The organism is Kineococcus radiotolerans SRS30216 = ATCC BAA-149 (assembly GCF_000017305.1).
Classification (GTDB): domain Bacteria; phylum Actinomycetota; class Actinomycetes; order Actinomycetales; family Kineococcaceae; genus Kineococcus; species Kineococcus radiotolerans.
Genome location: NC_009664.2, coordinates 440338 through 459180, shown reverse-complemented (window position 1 = coordinate 459180; position 18843 = coordinate 440338). Strand labels below are relative to the sequence as shown.

Sequence of the window (18843 nt, the reverse complement as noted above, 5' to 3'; positions counted from 1 at the left end):
TGGACGGGAGGTCGTGGAGGGTGACGCGGGGCGGGTAGAGGACCATCACCGGGCTACCCAGGAGAAAAAGCTGTGCGCGGCCGTAACGACCAGGACGTCGACGGCGATGGTTCCTGTGAGGAGCGCAGCCCAGACGGTGCGGGTGCGCGGGTGGTCCCCGTGGTCACGCATCAGCTCTCCTCGGGGAGGTGAGAAAGGACGTCACCGGCGAAGGTTTCGGCCTGGTCGGTGTCGAGGTGCCGGGTGAAAGCGGCCAGGACGTCGGGGTGGATGACGAGGAAACTGAGGGCCTCGTCGCGCTGCTCTTCCTGCCAGGCCGTGATCTGTTCGTCGAGGTGACGCTGGGGGGCGTCGAGGTGGCGAACGGCGTCGGTGACCTGGACGAGGGCGTCGGCGACGTCGTGCCGGGTGAGGGCCCGGGCGAGGTCGGTGAGGTGCACTGCGAGGGAGCCGGGGTCGGGGGCGATGGTTACGCCCCCGTCCTCGGCGGAGACGACGGTGTAGTCCTTCACGGTGGGGGCCTTCCTGGTGGGGGCCCGGCCCGCGGGGTGCACGCGATCGGGGGATCGCGTTCCTGCAGCGGGCCGGGCCGTTCGGTGGGGGTCAGGCGAACTGCAGGTGGGCCGGGCTGGTGAGGCCGGCGCGAACCGTTGCGACGAGGTGAACGTCGCGGCAGTACTGACCGCAGGTGACGCTGACGCCGTTGAACAAGCAGCTGGTGCAGACGGCGTGGTCGTTGCTGGTGGTGGCGGTGCGGCAGTTCTGGCAGGGGACCTGACGTTCGCGAGGCTGGTGTTCGAAGAGGACGGTGGGGGTGGGGGACATCAGGACTCTTCTCGTCCGCGGTGGGGGGAGTGCCCTCGCCCGGCTCGGTACGGGCTGGCTTCTCGCGGAGGGCGGGCAGGTCGCGGTGGCCGCGACCTTGGGTGGCGGTTGGGCTTGTCGCTCTCGGCGGTGCATCCCCCCGTACTTGCGTCCGGGCTCACGTGAACCGGGGGGTAGGCGCTGATCTGGGTGCGGCCGTCGACGTTGAGCTGGGATTGAGTCGACGGGTCCCCACCGAGAGCGGGCTGTTGAGTTCTCAAGGTGCAGGTGCCGGATGAGGGCGTGTGGCATCGACCGGGCGGCCAGGGGCCGTCGGGCGGGACGGTGCGGTAGTGAGGTCAGCGAGTGCGGGTGCGCCGGCCGTAGCCGTTCACGACCGCGGCGGGCTTGCTGACGGTGCGGGAGTTGCGCTCGATGTAGTCGCGCAGCTGCTGTTCGGTGAAGCGGATGCTGCTGCCCACGCGGACGTGGGAGAGGTCACCCGCTCGGACTCGGTCGCGGACCCAGCGTTGGGACCGTCCGAAGATGACTGCGACCTGGGCGAGGGTGTACAGGTCGAGGGCGGTCATCCGACCGGTGCGTCCCCGGGGACGAGTTCCTCGAGGGCGGAAGGGTCGATGTGCTCGGGGATCACGTAGGTGATCACGTCGATGCCGACGCCGAGGGTGTCGGCGAGGGCACGGACGACCCGAGGTGTCGGCTGCTTCTTGGCGGCCTCGATGTTGGCGAGGTAGCCGGGGGAGATGCCGACACGCTGGGCGCAGACGCGACCCGAGACGCCGAGCGCTTCCCTGAGAGCTCTGACGGTGGAACCGTTGGTGAGGCGGGCCATGGGGAGAACGTACAGGCAACGAGAGGCAACTGCAAGTAGTGCTGGGCACCTACACGGCCTAGAACTTCCTGGGCGTGTCGCATGCAGATGGGGTGAACCTGCGTGCTAGTGGGCGGTTCTACTGGAAGTTGCCCTAAGTTGCCTGGCACAGTGGTCGCTATGAGTGACGACTTCCCCTCGCGGGTCCGCCGCGCCCGCGAACGACTCATGCTCGATCGCAAAGAGTTCGCCCAGCTATTGAAAGTCTCCGAGAAGACAGTGCAGAACTGGGAACTAGGCAAAAGCCTTCCCCGCAACCGCATGGGCGCCCTGGAGCAATATCTAGAGCCGTCAGCGCCGGCCCTTGACCCTCTTGCTGCCATCGAGCAACGCGTCCGCGACTCCGGCCTATTCGCTGGGGATGCCTTGGACAAAGCAATCCAGCTAGCCAAAGAAGCCTATATAGCCGATCATGCGCCCGAATCCGTTGATCACCATCACCAATCTCCTCGCGCCCAACGAGGTGCCTAACTGCCCGTAGTTGCCCGGTTGCGGTACCTAGTTCCTCGCGGTTTTCTGTGATCCCTAGGGGACACGGACCGTCTCCACGCAACTGGGGAGTTAATCGTGAGGGCATCGACCTTTTGCTTCGTCAAGGCCAGCATCGGCGCCACCATCTCGCTGAGCGGCCTCTGGTGGGCCACGTCCTGGGACAACTGGCCGGGTCGCCTGTGGTTCATCGTGGTGACCCTGACGAGCGGATTCGCCGTCGCCGGCCTGGTGCTGCGCGGCACCGAGCGGGAGCTGCGCGCGATGCAGCTGGGCCTGGACCTGCACCACCTGATGCAGGAGATGGCGGAGGAGGAGCGCCGAGGAGGCGTGACGCGGTTGCGCCCGAAGCGGCAGGGCGGGGAAGCCGAGGCCACGAGCCGCTGACTACTCGAGTCCGGGGACTCGACTTGAGTCCCCGGACTCAGAAATGCCGTCACCTACTTCCACCTACCTCCAGTTCTCTCCATCCTTCGACAGCGTCGTCGCAGGTCAGAGAGCGTTGGTGCAGGTCAGCGCTAGGCCACTCGGGGGTTCAAGTCCCCCCTCGGACACTCGTTGAGACAGCGACGGGACAGGCTCTGACCGGCATTCGTGCAGGTCAGGGCCTTTTTCGTTCCCGGCCCCGGTCCCCCGTCGCTCGTGGGGCGGCCTCGTGGGACGGCTGGGGGACGACCGGCGTCCGGACCACGTCCACGCAGGTCCGCCGTGCCTCCGCCCCTCCACCACCGACGGTGACATCCCCTCCGCCCCGGACGCGGACGGCCCCGGCGGCCTCAAGCACGCCCCGTGAGGAGCCGAAGGGGAACTGGTCCGCGGACGGTCGTCAGAGAGCTGAACCCAGGAGGACCACCGACGTGGTGAACGTTTCATCGCCGGCGACCACCGGTGAGCTGGGCCTGGCCTCCTCGGCCCGCGGCCACGACGGGCTGGTCGTCGCGCGGACGGCGAGCGCATCGGGGGCAGCGCTGGCCCGCGAAGCCCGCGCGCGTCAGGCACGCGTCCTGGCGTCCTTGACCGTCAGCGACCGCTCCTTCCTCGAGGTGGTGCTGGGCCCGGGTCTCGAACTGGCCGACGCTGCCTCCACGGAGGAGATCGGGGCCTCGGCGCTCGCCGCCCAGGTCGCGGCCGACCGGGACAGCGGCCTGCTGCCCCAGGGGTGCCCGATCGACATCGCCTACGTGCGGCTGCTGGCGGGCTTCAGCGTCCAGGACGAGACGGGGGCGTCGCAGCCGTTGCTCGGCCCGCGGCAGTACGACCGGGCCCGCCGCTACCTCGACGAGCACGGCGGCCGGGCCACCATCGACTTCCGCACCTGATCCTCCGGCAGCAGCACCGTCGGCGCCCGGCCTCCGCGGGCCAGCTGCGCCAGCGCCGCCCGCAGCCGCGCGCCGTCGTCGAAGGCGCGGGTCCGTCCCCCGGCCACGAGCTGCCCGTCGTGACCGCGGCCGCTGACGACGACGACGTCGCCGGGGTCGGCCAGGGACACGGCCAGCCGGATCGCCCGGTCGCGGTCGGCCTCCACGTGCACCTGGGCCGAGGCGGCGCCCCGGGCGCCGCCGGCCACGGCCTCGCGCAGCGCGGCGGGGTCGTCGTCGTGGGGGCTCTCGTCGGTGACGATGACCACGTCGCCCAGCTGGGCCGCGGTGCGCCCCAGCGGCCCGCGCTTGCCGGGGTCCCGTTCGCCGGTGGCGCCCAGGACGACCACCAGGCGCCCGCCGGTCAGGGTCCGCAGGAAGGGGAGCAGGCGCCGCTGGGCGGCGACGTTGTGCGCGTAGTCGACCAGCGCCAGGAACGGCTGGCCCTCGTCGATCCGCTGCAGCCGCCCGCTGACCGCGGTCAGGTCCTCCATCCCGCGCAGGACGTCCTCCACGTTGAGGCCGCCGGCGTGCAGGGCGGCGACGGCCCCCAGGGCGTTGTCGACCTGGTGGGTCCCCAGCAGGTGCAGCCGCACCCGCCGGTCCGTGCCCGGGCCCAGCAGCCGGAAGGAGGTGCGGTCGGCGTCGGCGCGGACCTCGGTGGCGCGCCAGTCGGCCTCGCGCCGGCCCGCCGCCGAGAACGTCGTGACGGGGACGCGCACCTGCGCGGCCAGCCGCCGGCCGTGGGCGTCGTCGACGTTGACCACCGCCAGGGCGCAGCGGTGGGGTGCGAACAGGGAGGCCTTGGCCGCGAAGTAGGACTCCTGGTCCCCGTGCAGGTCCAGGTGGTCGCGGCCGAGGTTGGTGAACACCGCCGCGCGGAAGCGGGTGCCGTCGACCCGGTGCAGGGCGAGGCCGTGGCTGGAGACCTCCACCGCGGCGCTGGTGGCCCCCTGCTCGCGCAGGGCGGCCAGCGTCTCCTGCAGCTCCGGCGCCTCGGGCGTGGTGCGCTGGGCCGGCCGCGACCACTCCGGGGTGCGGACCCGGATCCCGCTGATCATGCCCGTCCGGTGGCCCGCGGAGCGCAACCCGGCGTCCAGCAGGTGGGTGGTGCTCGTCTTGCCGTTGGTGCCGGTGACGCCGTACACCTCCAGGTGGTGGCTGGGGTGGTCGTGCAGGTGGGCGGCGAGGGGGCCCAGGACCGCCCGCGGGTCGGGGACGACCAGGGTGGGCAACCCCGGCAGGGGGCGGTCGCTGAGCGCGGCCGCCGCACCGCTCGCCCGGGCCTGCCCGGCGAACTGCGCGCCGTGGTGCCGCGCACCGGGCAGGGCGGCGTAGAGGTCGCCCGGCAGGACGTGCCGGGAGTCCAGGGTCACCCCGCGCACCGCGGGATCGGCTCCGGACGGGTCGGCGGGACCGGCCCCGGGGGGCAGCCCGAGCACGCCGCGCAGCTCGGAGAGGGCGACCGCGCGCGTCGAGGGGGGAGGCCGCCGGTGCGGGCCGTGCGTCGCGGGGGTTGCCGTCACGGGGTCATTGAGCCACCCCGCGCCCCCGACCACGAGTCGGCGGGCCGGTGGACCCGCGGGGGTTCCCGGGGGGACGGCGGGGGCCCGAGGTCCCCGCCGTCCCCCCTCGCCGGGTCAGGCGCAGTTGGTGGTGAGCGCCTCGGCGGTGACGGAGGTGGGCCCGCCGAGGACGATCTCGGCGCTGACGTCGCTGCCGACGAGGTAGTCGTAGACCGAGACGGGGGTGCACTGCTGGGGCAGCAGCAGCATCGGGGCGGCGTTCAGCGCGGCGGCGGGGACCCCGGCGAGGGCGTCGGGGAAGTTGTCGCCGGTGGCGATGACGGCGGTGACGGCGTCGGGGAAGACCTCCGTCGCGACCGCGGCGGCGGTGTCGTAGCGGTCGGCGCCGGCCACGCGGGTCGAGGCGGTGGGGTCGCCGGTGCGGGCGGCGAGGGCGGCGGCGACGGTGTCGCTGACGGAGGTGGGGCCCCCGACGACCAGGCTGGCCTCGAAGGTCCGGCTCGCCAGCCACGCCGCGACCGGGGCGGGCAGCGCACCGGGTTCGGTGATCATGAGGGGGACGCCGGTGGCGGCGGCCGCGGCCCCGCCGGAGAGGGCGTCGGGGAAGGTGTCGCCGCGGGTGAGGACCACGCCGTCGGCGGCGGGGAAGAACTTCTCGGCGACGTCGACGGCGGTGTCGTAGCGGTCCTGCCCGGCGATGCGCTCGACGGTGGCGCCGGGGGCGGCGGCGGCGATGGCGGCCAGGGTGGTCGCGGAGACGCGGTCGCTGCCCCCGACGACGTAGACGGTGGCGGGGGTGAGGCGTTCCAGTTCCGCGGCGGTGGCCGCGGGCAGCGCGTCGGCCCGGGTGAGCAGCAGCGGTGCGTCCAGGGAGGCCGCGGCGGGGCCGGCGGTGAGGGCGTCGGCGGGGGCCTCGCCGCTGGTGACGAAGACGGTGGAGCCCACCGAGGGGGCGAAGGAGCCCTGGGAGATGACGGCGGCGGTCTCGTAGCGGTCCGCGCCGGCGGCGCGGACGAGGCCGACGTAGGGGAAGGGGGTGCCGATCTTCGGCACCACCGTCTGAGCGGTCGGCGAGGTCGCGGCGGGGGCCGGACCGGTGGGGGTCGCGGCCACGGCGGCGCCACCGGTGAGGGCGCAGGTGGCGAGGACGGTGGCGCCGGCGAGCGCGGACAGGGTGGGTCGACGTGCGGAGCGCATGGTGTGGTCCTCGGGTCGGGGAGGTGCGGCGGCCTCGCCGCACTTCGCGGAACCTAGGCCAGGAACGTCGCGCCCGGTGATCGCCGGGCGAGGTTCACCCGGTCGGGGGAGGGGGGACCACCGGACCGGAGGAACGCCTCCGGGCGGTGACCGTCCTCGCCCGGTCCGCGGACCGGCCTCCGCCCGGGGGACGTGATGCACCCGACACGTCCCGCCGGCTTCGGAGGGGGCCCGGGCGCTGTTGCACCGGGGGTGGGGCGATCGCGGCCGGTTGCGACCGAGCCGGGCGCCCCGCGACCCCGAGGCACGACGAACGACGAGCGAGGAACGCATGGCCACCCCTGACGTCCACGAGCTGTGGAACCACGTCGAGCACCGGCGCGGACCGCGACGAGCCGCGGCCCCGCTGCCGGACCTGCACCGGCTCACCCGCGACGACCTCGACGACGACGCCGTCCGGGCGGCGACGGTCGTCGCGCTCGTCGGGCTGGGCACCGACCGGCTCACGGCGCTGCTCGACCTGCGCGACGCCCTGGACAGCGGCGCCGCGGACGAGTGGGCCAGCGCCTGGGCGCACGAACTGCGCTGACGGCGCCGCAGCGCCCAGGGAACCCCGCCCCTGCCGGGTGAGGGTGCCCTGAGCGTTCCCCCCTGCGTGGTCACCCAGCGTTCACGCGGATTCCCCGCGTCGGCACCCGCGAGGTTCCGGGACCGGAGCATGGTCGTCCCCGACCGGTTGCGTCGCAACGCCGCCCACCGCTCCCCAGCCCCCCGTGAGGAACCCCCGTGACCCTGCCCGAACCCCTCCGCAGCGCTCCCACCGACACCGGCCACCCCCACGGGCGCCGGACCGTCCTCGGCGCCGCCGCCGGCGCCGGCCTGCTGATCGCCGGCGGCTGGAGCGCCTCCGCCGCCCAGACCCCCGCCCGGCAGGCGAAGTCCGCCGCCGGGCGGCTGGGGAACCCCTTCACCCTCGGGGTCGCCTCCGGGGAACCCACCCCCGACGGCGTCGTGTTGTGGACGCGCCTGGCGCCCTCGCCCTACGCCGAGGACGGACGCGGCGGGATGCCCGAGCGCGACGTCCCGGTCGAGTGGGAGATCGCCGAGGACGACGGGTTCCGCCGCACCGTGCGCCGCGGCCGCACCTACGCCGTGTCCCAGCTCGGGCACAGCGTCCACGTCGAGGTGAACGGCCTCCCCTCCGGCCGGGAGTTCTTCTACCGGTTCCGCCTGGCCGGCACCGGGGGCGAGGTCTCCCCGGTCGGCGTGACCCGCACCGCGCCCGCCGCGAGGTCCTGGGGCACCCCCCTGACGATGGCCTTCGCCTCCTGCGCCCAGTACGAGCACGGCTGGTTCACCGCCTACCGCCGCCTGGCCGAGGAACAGCCCGACGTGGTCCTCTTCCTCGGGGACTACATCTACGAGTACGCCGCCAACCAGTACGTCTCGCCCTCGGGCAACAACGTCCGCGACCACATGGGGCCCGAGACCCGGACCCTCGCGGACTACCGCCTGCGCCACGCCCAGTACAAGGCCGACCCCGACCTGCAGGCCGCGCACGCGGTCGCGCCGTGGATCGTCACCTGGGACGACCACGAGGTCGAGAACAACTACGCCGACCTCGTCGCGGAGGAGCAGGAGCCCTACCCGACCCTGGAGGAGTTCACCGCGCGCCGGTCCGCGGCCTACCAGGCGTACTACGAGAACATGCCGCTGCGCACCCGTGCGCGCCCCACCAGCGCCGACATGCAGCTCTACCGCCGCCTCACCTGGGGCCGGCTGGCGGCGTTCCACGTGCTCGACACGCGCCAGTACCGCGACGACCAGCCCGGCGGGGACGAGTTCCCCGCCGCCGGCCCCGAGCGCGACGAACCCGGGCGCAGCATCCTGGGGGAGCAGCAGGAGACGTGGCTGCTGGACGGCCTGGAGTCCTCCGCCGCCACCTGGGACGTCATCGGCCAGCAGGTGATGTTCCACGAGCACGACTACGTCCCCGGCGTGGACCGCGGTTTCAACCCCGACTCCTGGGACGGGTACACCGCCAACCGTCAGCGCCTCCTCGACGGTTTCGCCGAACGCCGGGTCGCGAACCCCGTCGTCCTCACCGGGGACGTGCACAAGCACTACGCCGCCGACCTGGCCCGGGTGGCGGCGGACCCGGACTCCGCCCCCGTCGGGGTCGAACTGGTCTGCACCTCCATCACCTCCGGGGGTGACGGCGGGGACGTCTACCCCACCCGGGACAGCGAGCTGAGGGACAACCCGGACCTGAAGCTCGCCAACGACCAGCGCGGCTACGTCGTGGCCCGCCTCGACCGCGACGAGCTGCGGGCCGACTTCCGGGTGCTGGACCGCGTGTCCCAGCCCGGGTCGCCGGTGAGCACCCGGGCCAGCTTCGTCGTCGAAGCGGGCCGGCCGGGGCTGCAGGAGGCGTGAGCCCCACGGCCCGCACCGCCGGCCCCGGCGGGCGGTGCGGGCCGGGCCGTCCTAGCGTGCGGGGAGCGTCGAGCCCGCCGGCGCGACCGCTCCCGAGCACCTGAGGACCACCACCGTGATGGAAACCCCCACCGCCCCCGCCCGTGACGGCGCCAGCCCCGCCGGCGGTCTCGACCCCCTGGCCGCCGCCGCGGCGCGACCCGGGGTGGCCCTCGTCGCCGGGTCGGCGGGGGTGATCGGGGCCCACGCGGCCGCCGAGTACGCCGCGATCCCCGGGTGGAAGGTCCGCGGCGCGGCCCGCCGCGACCAGCCCGGCGTCGACTGGGAGGCCCTGGCGGTCGACCTGTCGCAGGCGCGGGGCGCGCGCGAGGGGCTCGCCGCGGCCCGGGACACGACGCACCTGGTGTTCGGCGCCTACGTCGAGCGCGGCGGGGAGCAGCAGCAGATCGACGACAACCTCGCCCTGCTGCGCAACACCCTCGACGCCCTGGGGGACGCCCCCCTGCAGCACGTGACCCTCTACCAGGGCGGCAAGGCCTACGGAGCCCACCTCAAGGGGTTCAAGACCCCGGCGCGCGAGCGGGACCCGCGGCTGCTGGTGCCGAACTTCTACTACGCGCAGGAGGACCTGCTGCGGGAGGAGGCGGCCCGGCGCGGGTTCCGGGTCACGCTGCTGCGCCCCGAGGGGGTCGTGGGGTTCGCCACCGGCAACCCCATGAACATCCTCACGGTCGTCGCCGTGCACGCCGCGATCAGCCGCGAACTGGGCCTGCCGCTGCGCTTCCCCGGATCGCGGGCCGCCGGTGAGGCGCTGTACCAGGTGACCGACGCGGAACTGCTGGCGCGCGCCACCGTGTGGGCGGGTTCGGAACCCGCCGCCGCCGGGGAGGTCTTCAACGTCACCAACGGCGACCAGTTCCGCTGGGTCCACGCCTACGCCGCCATCGCCGAGCACCTGGGCATGGAGCACGACGAGCCGCAGGACTTCCCGCTCAGCTCGATCATGCCGATGCACGAGGGCACCTGGCAGCGGGCGGTGCAGCGTCACGGCCTGCTCCCGACGCCGTACGCGGACCTGGTGCGCTGGCAGTTCGGGGACTTCCTGTTCCATTCCGAGTTCGACAACGTGACGAGCACCGTCAAGGTGCGCCGGGCGGGCTTCGGGGAGTGCCACGACAGCATCGACCGGTTCCTCGAACTGCTCGACGTCCTGGCCGAGCGGAAGGTCGTCCCGCCCCGGTCCTGAGGGGCGCCGGGGTCCGGCGGGCGACCCACCGGCCCCCGCCCGCACCGCGCGTCGCGCGCACCGCCCGGGGCTGGCAGCCTGGGGCGGTGAGCGCGCACGCCGTCGTCCGGCAGGTCCTGCCCGTCCCCGCCGACGTGGCCTTCGACGTCGTGCACGACTACGCGGACCGGCTGCGGTGGGACACCCTGCTGCGCGAGGCGTTCACCGTCGGCGGCGCGCCCCCCGCCCGCGGTGTCGAGGCCGTCTGCCGCGCCCGCTGGACGCTGGGGGGCCTGACCTTCCGCACCCGCTACGTCACCTTCCGGCCCCCGAACCTCGCGGCCGTCACGTTGACCTCCCGTTCCCCGTTCTTCGCCGGCTGGGCCGCCTCGATGCGGCACCGCGACCTCGACGGCGGACGCAGCGAGGTGGTCTACACCCTCACGTTCACCGGGGCACCGGCCCCGCTGCGCCGCCCCGTCGAGGCCGTCGCCCTGCGGGTGTTCCGCTGGGAGACCGGACGCCGGCTGCGGGCGCTGGCCGGGTACCTGGAGGGGTCCGCGGCGGGGGCCGCCGGGCGGGTCCCGGCGCGCTGACCGCGGGTCGGCGGGTCAGCCGCTCAGCCGGGTCGGGGGCCGGGTCAGGGGGCCGGGACGAGGTGGCGGGCGAGGTGGTGCGCCGTGGTCCCCGTCCCCGCGCGCACGACCTCCTCCGGGGTCCCGGTGGCCACGACGCGGCCCCCGGCGTCCCCGCCGCCGGGACCGAGGTCGACCAGGAAGTCGGCGGCCAGCAGCACGGCCGCGTCGTGCTCGACGACCACCACGGTGCTGCCGCCGTCGACGAGCTCGTGCAGCAGCGCGAGCAGGCGACGGACGTCTGCGGGGTGCAGGCCCGTCGTGGGCTCGTCGAGCAGGTAGAGCGTCCCCGCCACGCTGGCCCGCTGCAGCTCGGTGGCCAGCTTGATGCGCTGGGCCTCCCCGCCCGACAGCTCGGTGGCGGGCTGACCCAGGCGCAGGTAGCCCAGGCCGATGGCGCGCAGCGCCTGCAGGCCGCGCACCGCGGCGGGGACGTCGTCCAGGGCCTCGCAGGCCTCGTCGACGGTGAGGGCCAGCACGTCGGCGATCGTGCGCCCGCGGTGGGTGACCTCGAGGGTCTCGGGCGCGTAGCGCGAACCCCGGCACTGCGGGCAGGGCGACCACGTGCCGGGCAGGAAGAGCAGCTCGACGGAGACCGCCCCCTCCCCGCGGCACGTCGGGCACCGCCCCGCGGCGACGTTGAAGGAGAACCGGCTCGCGCCCCAGTGCCGGGCCCGGGCCTCGGGTTCGCGCGCGAACGCCGCGCGGACGGCGTCGAAGAGGCCGGTGTAGGTGGCGAGGTTGGAGCGGGGGGTGCGGCCGATGGGGCGCTGGTCCACCCGGACCAGGCGGGTGACGGCCCGCGCGCCGGTGAGGGCGCCGACGGTGGCGCGCGCCGCCGTCGCGACGGCCTCCTCGTCCGGGTCCTGCCCGGGGTCGTCCCCGTCGCCGTCCGCGCCGTCCCCGCTGTTCCCGCCGACCGTGCTGTCCGCGCCGACCGCGGCCCGCCCGCTCGCGCCGGAGGCGTCCAGGTGGCGCGCCACGGCGTCGGCCACGATCCCCGAGACCAGGGTGGACTTCCCCGACCCGGACACCCCCGTCACCGCCGTGAGCACCCCGAGCGGCAGGTCGACGTCGAGGTCGTGGACGTTGTGCAGGCTCGCGCCCCGCACCCCCAGCCAGGAGGTGGGGACGCGGGGCGCGCGGGTCGCCGGGACGCGCCCGGGGGCGAGGAACTCCCGCGTCACGGACTCCGCGACGTCCTGCAACCCGGCCACCGGGCCGCTGTGCAGCACCCGCCCGCCCCCGTCGCCCGCGCCGGGGCCGACGTCGACCAGCCAGTCGGCGCCGCGGGCGACGTCCATGTCGTGCTCGACGACGAGCACGCTGTTGCCGGCGTCGCGCAATCCCGCGAGGACCTCGCGCAGCGCCGCCGTGTCGGCCGGGTGCAGGCCCGCGGACGGCTCGTCCAGGACGTAGACCACCCCGAACAACCCCGACCGCAGCTGCGTGGCCAGCCGCAGCCGCTGCAGCTCGCCCGTCGACAGCGTCGGCACCGCCCGCTCCAGCGCGAGGTAGCCCAGCCCGAGGTCCACGACGGCCGACGCCCGCTCCAGCAGGTCGCGCACCAGCACCGCGGCCGGGCCGTCGGGCCCCGGGCCGAGGTCGCTGAGCAGGCCCACGAGGCGCTGCAGGGGCAACCGCGACAGCTCGACGACGTCGTGCCCGGCGAAGCGCACCGCCAGCGCCTCCGGACGCAGCCGGCGGCCCCCGCAGGCGGGGCACGGGGTCTGGTGCAGGAACCCGCGCAGCCGTTCCTTCACCGTCGCCGACCCGGTGCTCGCGAAGGTGGTCAGCACGTGGTCGCGCACGCTGTTCCACGTGCCCCGGTAGGGCCGCTGGATCCGGTCCGCCTCCCGGACGGGGTGCACGGTGACGACCGGTTTCTCGTCGGTGAACAGGATCCAGTCCCGCTCCGCCCGCGGCAGCTCCCGCCAGGGGACGTCGACGTCGTGGCCGAGCGCGGCGAGGACGTCGCGGAAGTTCTTGCCCTGCCACCCGCGGGGCCAGGCGGCGACCGCGCCGTCGCGGATGCTCAGGGAGGGGTCGGGGACGACGGACCCCTCGGTGACGGAGAACTCCGTGCCGACCCCGTGGCAGTGCGGGCAGGCCCCGGCCGCGGTGTTCGGGCTGAAGGCGTCGGAGTCCAGCCGCGGCGCCCCCGCGGGGTAGTCCCCCGCGCGGGAGAGCAGCATCCGCAGGGAGTTCGACAGCGTCGTCACCGTCCCCACGCTGGAGCGGGCGGACGCCCCGGAACGGTTCTGCCGCACCGCGACCGCCGGCGGTACCCCGGTGACGGAGTCCACGTGGGGGGCCGCGACCTGCTGGATCAGCCGGCGCGCGTAGGGGGCCACGGACTCCAGGTAGCGACGCTGGGACTCGGCGTAGATGGTGCCGAAGGCCAGCGACGACTTCCCCGAACCCGACACGCCGGTGAACACGACCACCGCGTCGCGGGGGACGTCGACGTCCACGTCGCGCAGGTTGTGGTCGCGCGCACCGCGCACGCGGATGGGACCGGCGGGGGGATCCTGGTGCGGCACCCGCCCACCGTAGGTGCGGCCGCCCCCGCGGGCGCGGGGGCGGGTCTCAGGCGAGGAGGGGGCGCAGGTTCTCCACCCACACGTCGTGCCCCACCTTGACGATCAGCGCGGTGACCACGACGAGGAACGCGGTGCGGATGAACCGGGTCCCGCTGGAGATGGCCATCCGCGAGCCCAGGTAGCTGCCGGCGGTGTTGGCGAGCCCGAGGAGGATCCCGAGCCCCCACGCGACCGCGCCGTGCGGGGCGAAGAACAGCAGGGCGCCGAGGTTGGTGGCGAAGTTCACGATCTTGGCCTTGGCGCTGGCCTGCACGAAGTCGTACCCGATGAGGCTGACCATCGCGATGACCAGGAAGGTGCCCGTGCCCGGGCCCAGGACCCCGTCGTAGACGCCGACGGCCAGACCCACGGCGATCGCGGCGCGGTAGTGGGCGTGCCCGGAGAAGCGCAGCGCGGTCGTGGTCCCCAGGGCGGGCCGGAGCAGGGTGATCACCGCGACGGTGACCAGGGCCAGGACGATGACGGGTTTGAACACCGCCACCGGGAGCGCCGCGGCGATGGAGGCCCCCCCGAAGCTGCCCACCAGCGCGACGGCCGCCATCGGCAGGGCGGTGCGCAGGTCCGGGCGGGCGCGGCGGTAGTAGGTGAGGGCGCTGGTGGTGGTGCCGAAGATCGAGCCCAGCTTGTTCGTCGCCAGGGCCTGGACGGGGCTCAGCCCCGGCACGAGGAGGAGCGCGGGGAGCTGCAGGAGCCCACCGCCGCCGACGACGGCGTCGATCCAGCCGGCGGCGAAGGCGGCCACCAGCAGCAGCAGGAGGGTGGCGAGGGTGAGCTCGGGGGGGAAGAACGCCGCGGCGGAGGCGGCGGAGGCGGCGGAGGCGGTCACCGGTGCCCGCCGGAGCCGGGGTGGCCGCCCGGCCGGTCCTGGCGGTGGGGGCGGGGGGCGTCGAGGTGGGGTGCGGGCACGGGCGTCATCCTGCCGCGCAGCGCGTGGCCCCGGTCACGGGCCGGAGGACCGCCGGCGGCCGTCGCGGGTCTTCCCCGGCCCGCGCCACCGCCGGCGGCCGGGACGAGTACAGCAGAGACCGGGGGACCGGCACCACCGCGGGCCCGTCGCGGGGTGCGCTGCGGGGCCCCGCGGGCGGAGCGAGGAGCCCGGTCCGGCGGGGGGCCCTTGCTAAGATCCCCGGATGAGTTCTCCACGGCTGAACACGGGCGCCCCCCCGCGCCTGGCCAAAGACGCCCTGAGGGTGGTCGCGCTGGGGGGCCTCGGCGAGATCGGCCGCAACATGACGGTCTTCGAGCACGCGGGCAAGCTGCTGATCGTGGACTGCGGGGTGCTCTTCCCCGAGGAGCACCAGCCCGGCATCGACGTCATCCTCCCCGACTTCACCTCCATCCGGGACCGCCTCGACGACGTCGTGGCGATCGTCCTGACCCACGGGCACGAGGACCACATCGGCGGTGTCCCCTACCTGCTGCGCGAGCGCCCGGACATCCCCCTGGTGGGGTCCCGGCTGACGCTGGCCTTCATCACCGCCAAGCTCACCGAGCACCGCATCCGCCCCGTCACGGTGGAGGTCACCGAGGGCGACCAGCGTCGCTTCGGCCCCTTCGACTGCGAGTTCGTCGCGGTGAACCACTCCATCCCCGACGGGCTGGCCGTGGCCATCCGCACCGCCGCCGGCCTGGTGCTGCACACCGGCGACTTCAAGATGGACCAGTTCCCCCTGGACGGGCGCATCACCGACCTGCGCGGTTTCGCGCGCCTGGGCGAGGAGGGGGTCGACCTCTTCCTCACCGACTCCACCAACGCCGAGGTGCCGGGGTTCACGGCCTCGGAGGGGGAGCTGATCCCCGCCATCGAGACCGTCTTCCGGAAGTCGCCGCGACGGGTGATCGTCTCCAGCTTCGCCAGCCACGTCCACCGCATCCAGCAGGTGCTGGACGCGGCCGCCGCCCACGGGCGGAAGGTGGCCTTCGTGGGGCGTTCCATGGTGCGCAACATGGGCATCGCCGCGGAGCTCGGCTACCTGAAGATCCCCGCCGGCCTCGTCGTGGACCTCAAGGTCCTGGAGAAGCTGCCGCCCTCGAAGGTGACCCTGGTGTGCACCGGCTCCCAGGGGGAGCCGATGGCGGCGCTGTCGCGGATGGCCGGCGGCGACCACGTCATCCGCGTCCGCGAGGGCGACACCGTCCTGCTGGCCAGCTCTCTCATCCCGGGCAACGAGAACGCCGTCTACCGGGTCATCAACGGCCTGACCTCCCTCGGCGCGAACGTCGTGCACAAGGGCAACGCGAAGGTCCACGTCTCCGGCCACGCCAGCGCCGGGGAGCTCGTGTACTGCTACAACATCGTCAAGCCGTCCAACGTGATGCCGGTGCACGGGGAGTCGCGCCACCTGCGCGCCAACGCCGACCTCGCCGTCAAGACCGGCGTCGACCCCCGCAACGTGGTGGTCGCCGAGAACGGCCACGTCGTCGACCTCGTCGACGGCCGGGCGTCGGTGGTGGGCAAGGTGCCCGTGCACAACGTCTACGTCGACGCCTCCGTCGTGGGGGGAGCCACCGAGGCGTCCCTGCAGGACCGGCGCACCCTCGCGGAGGAGGGCGTCCTCGCCGTCGTCGCGATCATCGACGCCGACACGGGGCAGCTGGCCGACCCGCCGGACTTCCTGGCCCGCGGTTTCGTCCACGCCGGGGACTCCTTCGACCCCGTCGTGCCCCTCATCGAGAAGGCGCTGGCCCGGGCCGCCACCGACGGGCACCCCGACTCCCGCCAGCTCGAGGACGTCATCGCCCGCACCGTGGCCTCGTGGGCCCGGCGGACGTACCGGCGCGCGCCGCTGATCATCCCCGTCGTCATCGACGCCTGAGGCGCCCGCCCGGACCGGTGGCCCGTCCTCCCCGGGGGACGGGCCACCGCCGGGGGAGCGGGGGACGGGCCGCCGCCGACCCCGGGTACCGGCGCGACCCGGCGTACCCTCGACGAGATGAGCGTGGCACCGTCCTCGACCATCGTCCTCGACCACCGCTTCGCGCGGGAACTGCCCGAGATGGCGGTCCCCTGGCAGGGGGAGGCGGCCCCCGACCCGCACCTGCTCGTGCTCGACGAGCAGCTGGCCGTGGAGCTCGGCCTCGACCCCCGCTGGTTGCGCGGTCCCGAGGGGCTGGGCCTCCTGCTGGGCACCGAGGTCCCCGAGGGCGCCGAGCCCGTGGCCCAGGCCTACGCCGGGCACCAGTTCGGCGGGTTCTCCCCCCGCCTCGGCGACGGGCGCGCGCTGCTGCTCGGTGAGCTCGTCGACGTCCACGGCCGGGTCCGCGACCTGCACCTCAAGGGGTCCGGGCGCACCCCGTTCGCCCGGGGCGGCGACGGCCTGGCCGCGGTGGGACCCATGCTGCGCGAGCACGTCGTCAGCCGGGGCCTGCACGCCCTGGGCATCCCCACCACCCGCGCCCTGGCCGTGGTGGCGACCGGGCGCGCGGTGCACCGCGAGACCACCCTGCCCGGTGCCGTCCTGGCCCGGGTCGCGGCCAGCCACCTGCGCGTCGGCAGCTTCCAGTACGCCCGCGCCACCGGCGACCCCGACCTGCTGCGCCGCCTCGCCGACCACGCCACCGCCCGCCACCACCCCGCCGCCGCGACGGCCGCGAACCCGCCCCTGGCGCTGTTCGAGGCCGTCGTCGCCGCCCAGGCCTCGCTGGTGGCCCGGTGGATGCTCGTGGGGTTCGTCCACGGCGTCATGAACACCGACAACACGACGATCTCGGGGGAGACCATCGACTACGGGCCCTGCGCCTTCCTCGACGCCTTCGACCCGGCCACCGTCTACAGCTCGATCGACCACGCCGGGCGCTACGCCTACGGCAACCAGCCCGCCGTGGCCGAGTGGAACCTCGCCCGTCTCGCCGAGGCGCTGCTGCCCCTGCTGCACGAGGACCAGGAGCAGGCCGTGGCCCTCGCCACCGAGGCCCTGGGGACCTTCCGCACCCGCTACGACGCCGCCTACTCCGGGGGGATGCGCGCCAAGCTCGGCCTGCCCGACGACCTCGGGGACGCGGTCACCACCCCGCTCACCGGGGACCTGCTGGACCTGCTCACCCGCGACCGCCCCGACCACACGTCGTTCTTCCGCGCCCTCGCCGTCGCGGCGCGCGGGGACGCCGCCCCCGTGCGCGCGCTGGTCGCGGACCCGGCGTTCGGGGACTGGCTGGAGCGCTGGCTCGCCCTGAGCCCCGACGGGACGGCCATGGACCGGGTGAACCCGGTCTACGTCCCGCGCAACCACCTCGTCGAGGAGGCCCTCACCGCCGCGACCGGCGGTGACCTCGGCCCGGTGCAGCGTCTCGTGGAGGTCCTGGACGCGCCCTACGAGGAGCGTCCGGGGCTGGAGCGCTACGCGGCCCCGGCCCCGGAGGACTTCGGCGCCTACCGGACCTTCTGCGGCACCTGAGCCCGGCGGGTGCCGGGTCAGCCCGGGAGGCCGGCCGCCGCGGGCAGGGTGAGGACCTCGGCCCCGTCGTCGGTGATGGCGACGGTGTGCTCGCTGTGCGCCGTCCGGCAACCCGTCGCGCTGCGCAGGGTCCACCCGTCGGGGTCGGTGACGAGCTCGGCGGTGTCGGCCATGACCCACGGCTCCAGCGCGAGCACGAGCCCCGGGCGCAGCTCGTAGCCGCGCCCGGGGCGCCCGGCGTTGGAGACGTGCGGGTCCTGGTGCATCGTCGAACCGATGCCGTGGCCCCCGAACTGGGTGTTGACCGGGTACCCGGCGCCGGTGAGGACCGAGCCGATGGCGTGGGAGACGTCGCCGACGCGCGCCCCGGGGCGGGCAGCGGCGATCCCGGCGCTCAGCGCGCGCTCGGTCACCTCGATCAGGGCCAGGCTCCCCGGGGGTCGCGCGTCGCCCACGACGAAGCTGACGGCGGCGTCGGCGGCGATCCCCGCCAGCGAGACCGCGAGGTCGAGGGTCAGCAGGTCCCCGTCGGCGAGGGCGTAGTCGTGGGGGAGGCCGTGCAGGACCGCGTCGTTGACGCCGGTGCAGATGTGGTGGCCGAAGGGGCCGCGCCCGAAGGACGGGGCGTAGTCGACGTAGCAGGACTCCGCCCCGGCCTCCTCGATCATGTCCCGGGCCCACCGGTCGATCTCCAGGAGGTTGGTGCCGACGGTGCTGCGGGCCTTCAGCGTCTGCAGGACGTGGGCGACCAGGGCGCCGGTCTCCCGCGCGCGGGCCAGCTCGCCGGGGTTCAGGATCTCGATCACGCGACGTCCTCCGCACGGTTCAGACGGTCCTACCGGTGACGGTGCACCGGTAAAGTCATGCCGGTAAAGTCATACCGGTAACACTGTACCGGTACTACGATCGGGGCCATGGTCAGGCTGCCGCTCACCCCCGCCGAGCTCGAGCGCGGACGGCGCCTCGGCGCGCTCCTGCGCCGGGCCCGGGGGTCGCGCTCCATGCTCCAGACCGCCCTCGACGCCGGCCTCTCCCCGGAGACCCTCCGCAAGATCGAGTCCGGCCGGGTGGCCACCCCCGCCTTCCCGACCATCGCGACCATCGCCGACGTCCTCGGCCTCTCCCTGGACGAGGTGTGGGCCGGGATCAACCGGCCCGACGACGAGGCGGACCCCGCGGCGGCGGGTTCCCGCGCCGGCCAGCGGCTGGCCTCCTAGGCCACCCCCGCGGCCGCACGGGCGCGGGCGGGGAGTTGCGGGCCAAGGTTGCGCTGGCGCGTCCGTC

At 74.6% G+C, this 18843-nt stretch carries 19 protein-coding genes; 10 read left to right on the top strand and 9 right to left on the bottom strand.

The window, feature by feature from the left end; all coding sequences use genetic code 11:
- Positions 1 to 170: 170 nt before the first annotated feature.
- The 4 genes from KRAD_RS02195 to KRAD_RS02180 all read right to left on the bottom strand — a co-directional run bounded on the left by KRAD_RS02195 (position 171) and on the right by KRAD_RS02180 (position 1657).
- A complete protein-coding gene (locus KRAD_RS02195) occupies positions 171 to 512 on the bottom strand; it encodes a hypothetical protein (RefSeq protein WP_011981600.1) in 342 nt (113 codons plus the stop codon).
- A 91-nt stretch (positions 513 to 603) separates the two neighbouring features.
- Entirely contained in the window at positions 604 to 825 is a 222-nt protein-coding gene (locus KRAD_RS02190) for a hypothetical protein (RefSeq protein WP_041291847.1), read from the bottom strand.
- Positions 826 to 1163: 338 nt separating this feature from the next.
- A complete protein-coding gene (locus KRAD_RS02185; protein WP_011981598.1) occupies positions 1164 to 1394 on the bottom strand; it encodes a helix-turn-helix domain-containing protein in 231 nt (76 codons plus the stop codon).
- Positions 1391 to 1657, bottom strand: coding sequence for a helix-turn-helix domain-containing protein (locus KRAD_RS02180; RefSeq protein WP_011981597.1), 267 nt, complete (start codon positions 1655 to 1657; stop codon positions 1391 to 1393). The genes KRAD_RS02185 and KRAD_RS02180 overlap by 4 nt, the downstream gene beginning before the upstream one ends.
- Positions 1658 to 1816: 159 nt before the next feature.
- Here KRAD_RS02180 and KRAD_RS24925 point away from each other — a divergent pair, with 159 nt between their 5' ends.
- From KRAD_RS24925 to KRAD_RS02170, 3 genes are all read left to right on the top strand, one after another.
- Positions 1817 to 2167, top strand: coding sequence for a helix-turn-helix domain-containing protein (locus tag KRAD_RS24925; RefSeq protein ID WP_157873449.1), 351 nt, complete (start codon positions 1817 to 1819; stop codon positions 2165 to 2167).
- Positions 2168 to 2263: 96 nt separating this feature from the next.
- Positions 2264 to 2572, top strand: a complete 309-nt coding sequence (locus KRAD_RS02175) for a hypothetical protein (RefSeq protein ID WP_011981595.1) — start codon at positions 2264 to 2266, stop codon at positions 2570 to 2572.
- Positions 2573 to 3042: 470 nt separating this feature from the next.
- Positions 3043 to 3504 carry a hypothetical protein gene (locus KRAD_RS02170; protein WP_011981594.1) on the top strand — a complete coding sequence of 154 codons (462 nt, stop codon included), beginning with the start codon at positions 3043 to 3045 and terminating at the stop codon, positions 3502 to 3504.
- Here KRAD_RS02170 and KRAD_RS02165 read toward each other — a convergent pair.
- Complete coding sequence (locus tag KRAD_RS02165; protein WP_203417477.1) at positions 3456 to 5069, bottom strand: UDP-N-acetylmuramoyl-L-alanyl-D-glutamate--2,6-diaminopimelate ligase; 1614 nt, start codon at positions 5067 to 5069, stop codon at positions 3456 to 3458. The two genes, KRAD_RS02170 and KRAD_RS02165, sit on opposite strands and share 49 nt — an antisense overlap.
- A gap of 114 nt (positions 5070 to 5183) precedes the next feature.
- Complete coding sequence (locus KRAD_RS26390; RefSeq protein ID WP_041291846.1) at positions 5184 to 6266, bottom strand: cell wall-binding repeat-containing protein; 1083 nt, start codon at positions 6264 to 6266, stop codon at positions 5184 to 5186.
- Between the two features lie 331 nt (positions 6267 to 6597).
- Here KRAD_RS26390 and KRAD_RS26385 point away from each other — a divergent pair, with 331 nt between their 5' ends.
- From KRAD_RS26385 to KRAD_RS02140, 4 genes are all read left to right on the top strand, one after another.
- A complete protein-coding gene (locus KRAD_RS26385; protein ID WP_041291845.1) occupies positions 6598 to 6855 on the top strand; it encodes a hypothetical protein in 258 nt (85 codons plus the stop codon).
- A gap of 197 nt (positions 6856 to 7052) precedes the next feature.
- Positions 7053 to 8702 (top strand): alkaline phosphatase D family protein, encoded by a 1650-nt coding sequence (locus KRAD_RS02150; protein WP_011981591.1) that lies wholly within the window; start codon positions 7053 to 7055, stop codon positions 8700 to 8702.
- A 118-nt stretch (positions 8703 to 8820) separates the two neighbouring features.
- A complete protein-coding gene (locus KRAD_RS02145) occupies positions 8821 to 9948 on the top strand; it encodes an SDR family oxidoreductase (protein ID WP_011981590.1) in 1128 nt (375 codons plus the stop codon).
- Positions 9949 to 10034: 86 nt separating this feature from the next.
- Positions 10035 to 10523 carry an SRPBCC family protein gene (locus KRAD_RS02140; RefSeq protein WP_011981589.1) on the top strand — a complete coding sequence of 163 codons (489 nt, stop codon included), beginning with the start codon at positions 10035 to 10037 and terminating at the stop codon, positions 10521 to 10523.
- A 44-nt stretch (positions 10524 to 10567) separates the two neighbouring features.
- Here KRAD_RS02140 and KRAD_RS02135 read toward each other — a convergent pair whose 3' ends face one another.
- Together KRAD_RS02135 and KRAD_RS02130 are read right to left on the bottom strand one after the other, a co-directional pair.
- Positions 10568 to 13105: an AAA family ATPase gene (locus tag KRAD_RS02135; RefSeq protein ID WP_011981588.1), complete on the bottom strand. Its 2538-nt coding sequence runs from the start codon at positions 13103 to 13105 to the stop codon at positions 10568 to 10570.
- A 46-nt stretch (positions 13106 to 13151) separates the two neighbouring features.
- A complete protein-coding gene (locus KRAD_RS02130; protein ID WP_011981587.1) occupies positions 13152 to 13991 on the bottom strand; it encodes a sulfite exporter TauE/SafE family protein in 840 nt (279 codons plus the stop codon).
- Between the two features lie 304 nt (positions 13992 to 14295).
- On the opposite strand from KRAD_RS02130, the gene KRAD_RS02125 reads away from it, so the two are divergent.
- Positions 14296 to 15981 (top strand): ribonuclease J, encoded by a 1686-nt coding sequence (locus KRAD_RS02125; protein WP_011981586.1) that lies wholly within the window; start codon positions 14296 to 14298, stop codon positions 15979 to 15981.
- 117 nt (positions 15982 to 16098) lie between these two features.
- Positions 16099 to 17559 carry a protein adenylyltransferase SelO gene (locus tag KRAD_RS02120; RefSeq protein WP_011981585.1) on the top strand — a complete coding sequence of 487 codons (1461 nt, stop codon included), beginning with the start codon at positions 16099 to 16101 and terminating at the stop codon, positions 17557 to 17559.
- Positions 17560 to 17576: 17 nt separating this feature from the next.
- Here the strand turns inward: KRAD_RS02120 and map are convergent, their stop codons facing one another.
- The gene (gene map / locus KRAD_RS02115) at positions 17577 to 18365 is read right to left on the bottom strand and encodes a type I methionyl aminopeptidase (RefSeq protein ID WP_011981584.1); all 789 of its coding nucleotides are present in this window, start codon (positions 18363 to 18365) and stop codon (positions 17577 to 17579) included.
- A 108-nt stretch (positions 18366 to 18473) separates the two neighbouring features.
- Here map and KRAD_RS02110 point away from each other — a divergent pair, with 108 nt between their 5' ends.
- Positions 18474 to 18776 carry a helix-turn-helix domain-containing protein gene (locus KRAD_RS02110; RefSeq protein WP_011981583.1) on the top strand — a complete coding sequence of 101 codons (303 nt, stop codon included), beginning with the start codon at positions 18474 to 18476 and terminating at the stop codon, positions 18774 to 18776.
- Positions 18777 to 18843: the final 67 nt, after the last annotated feature.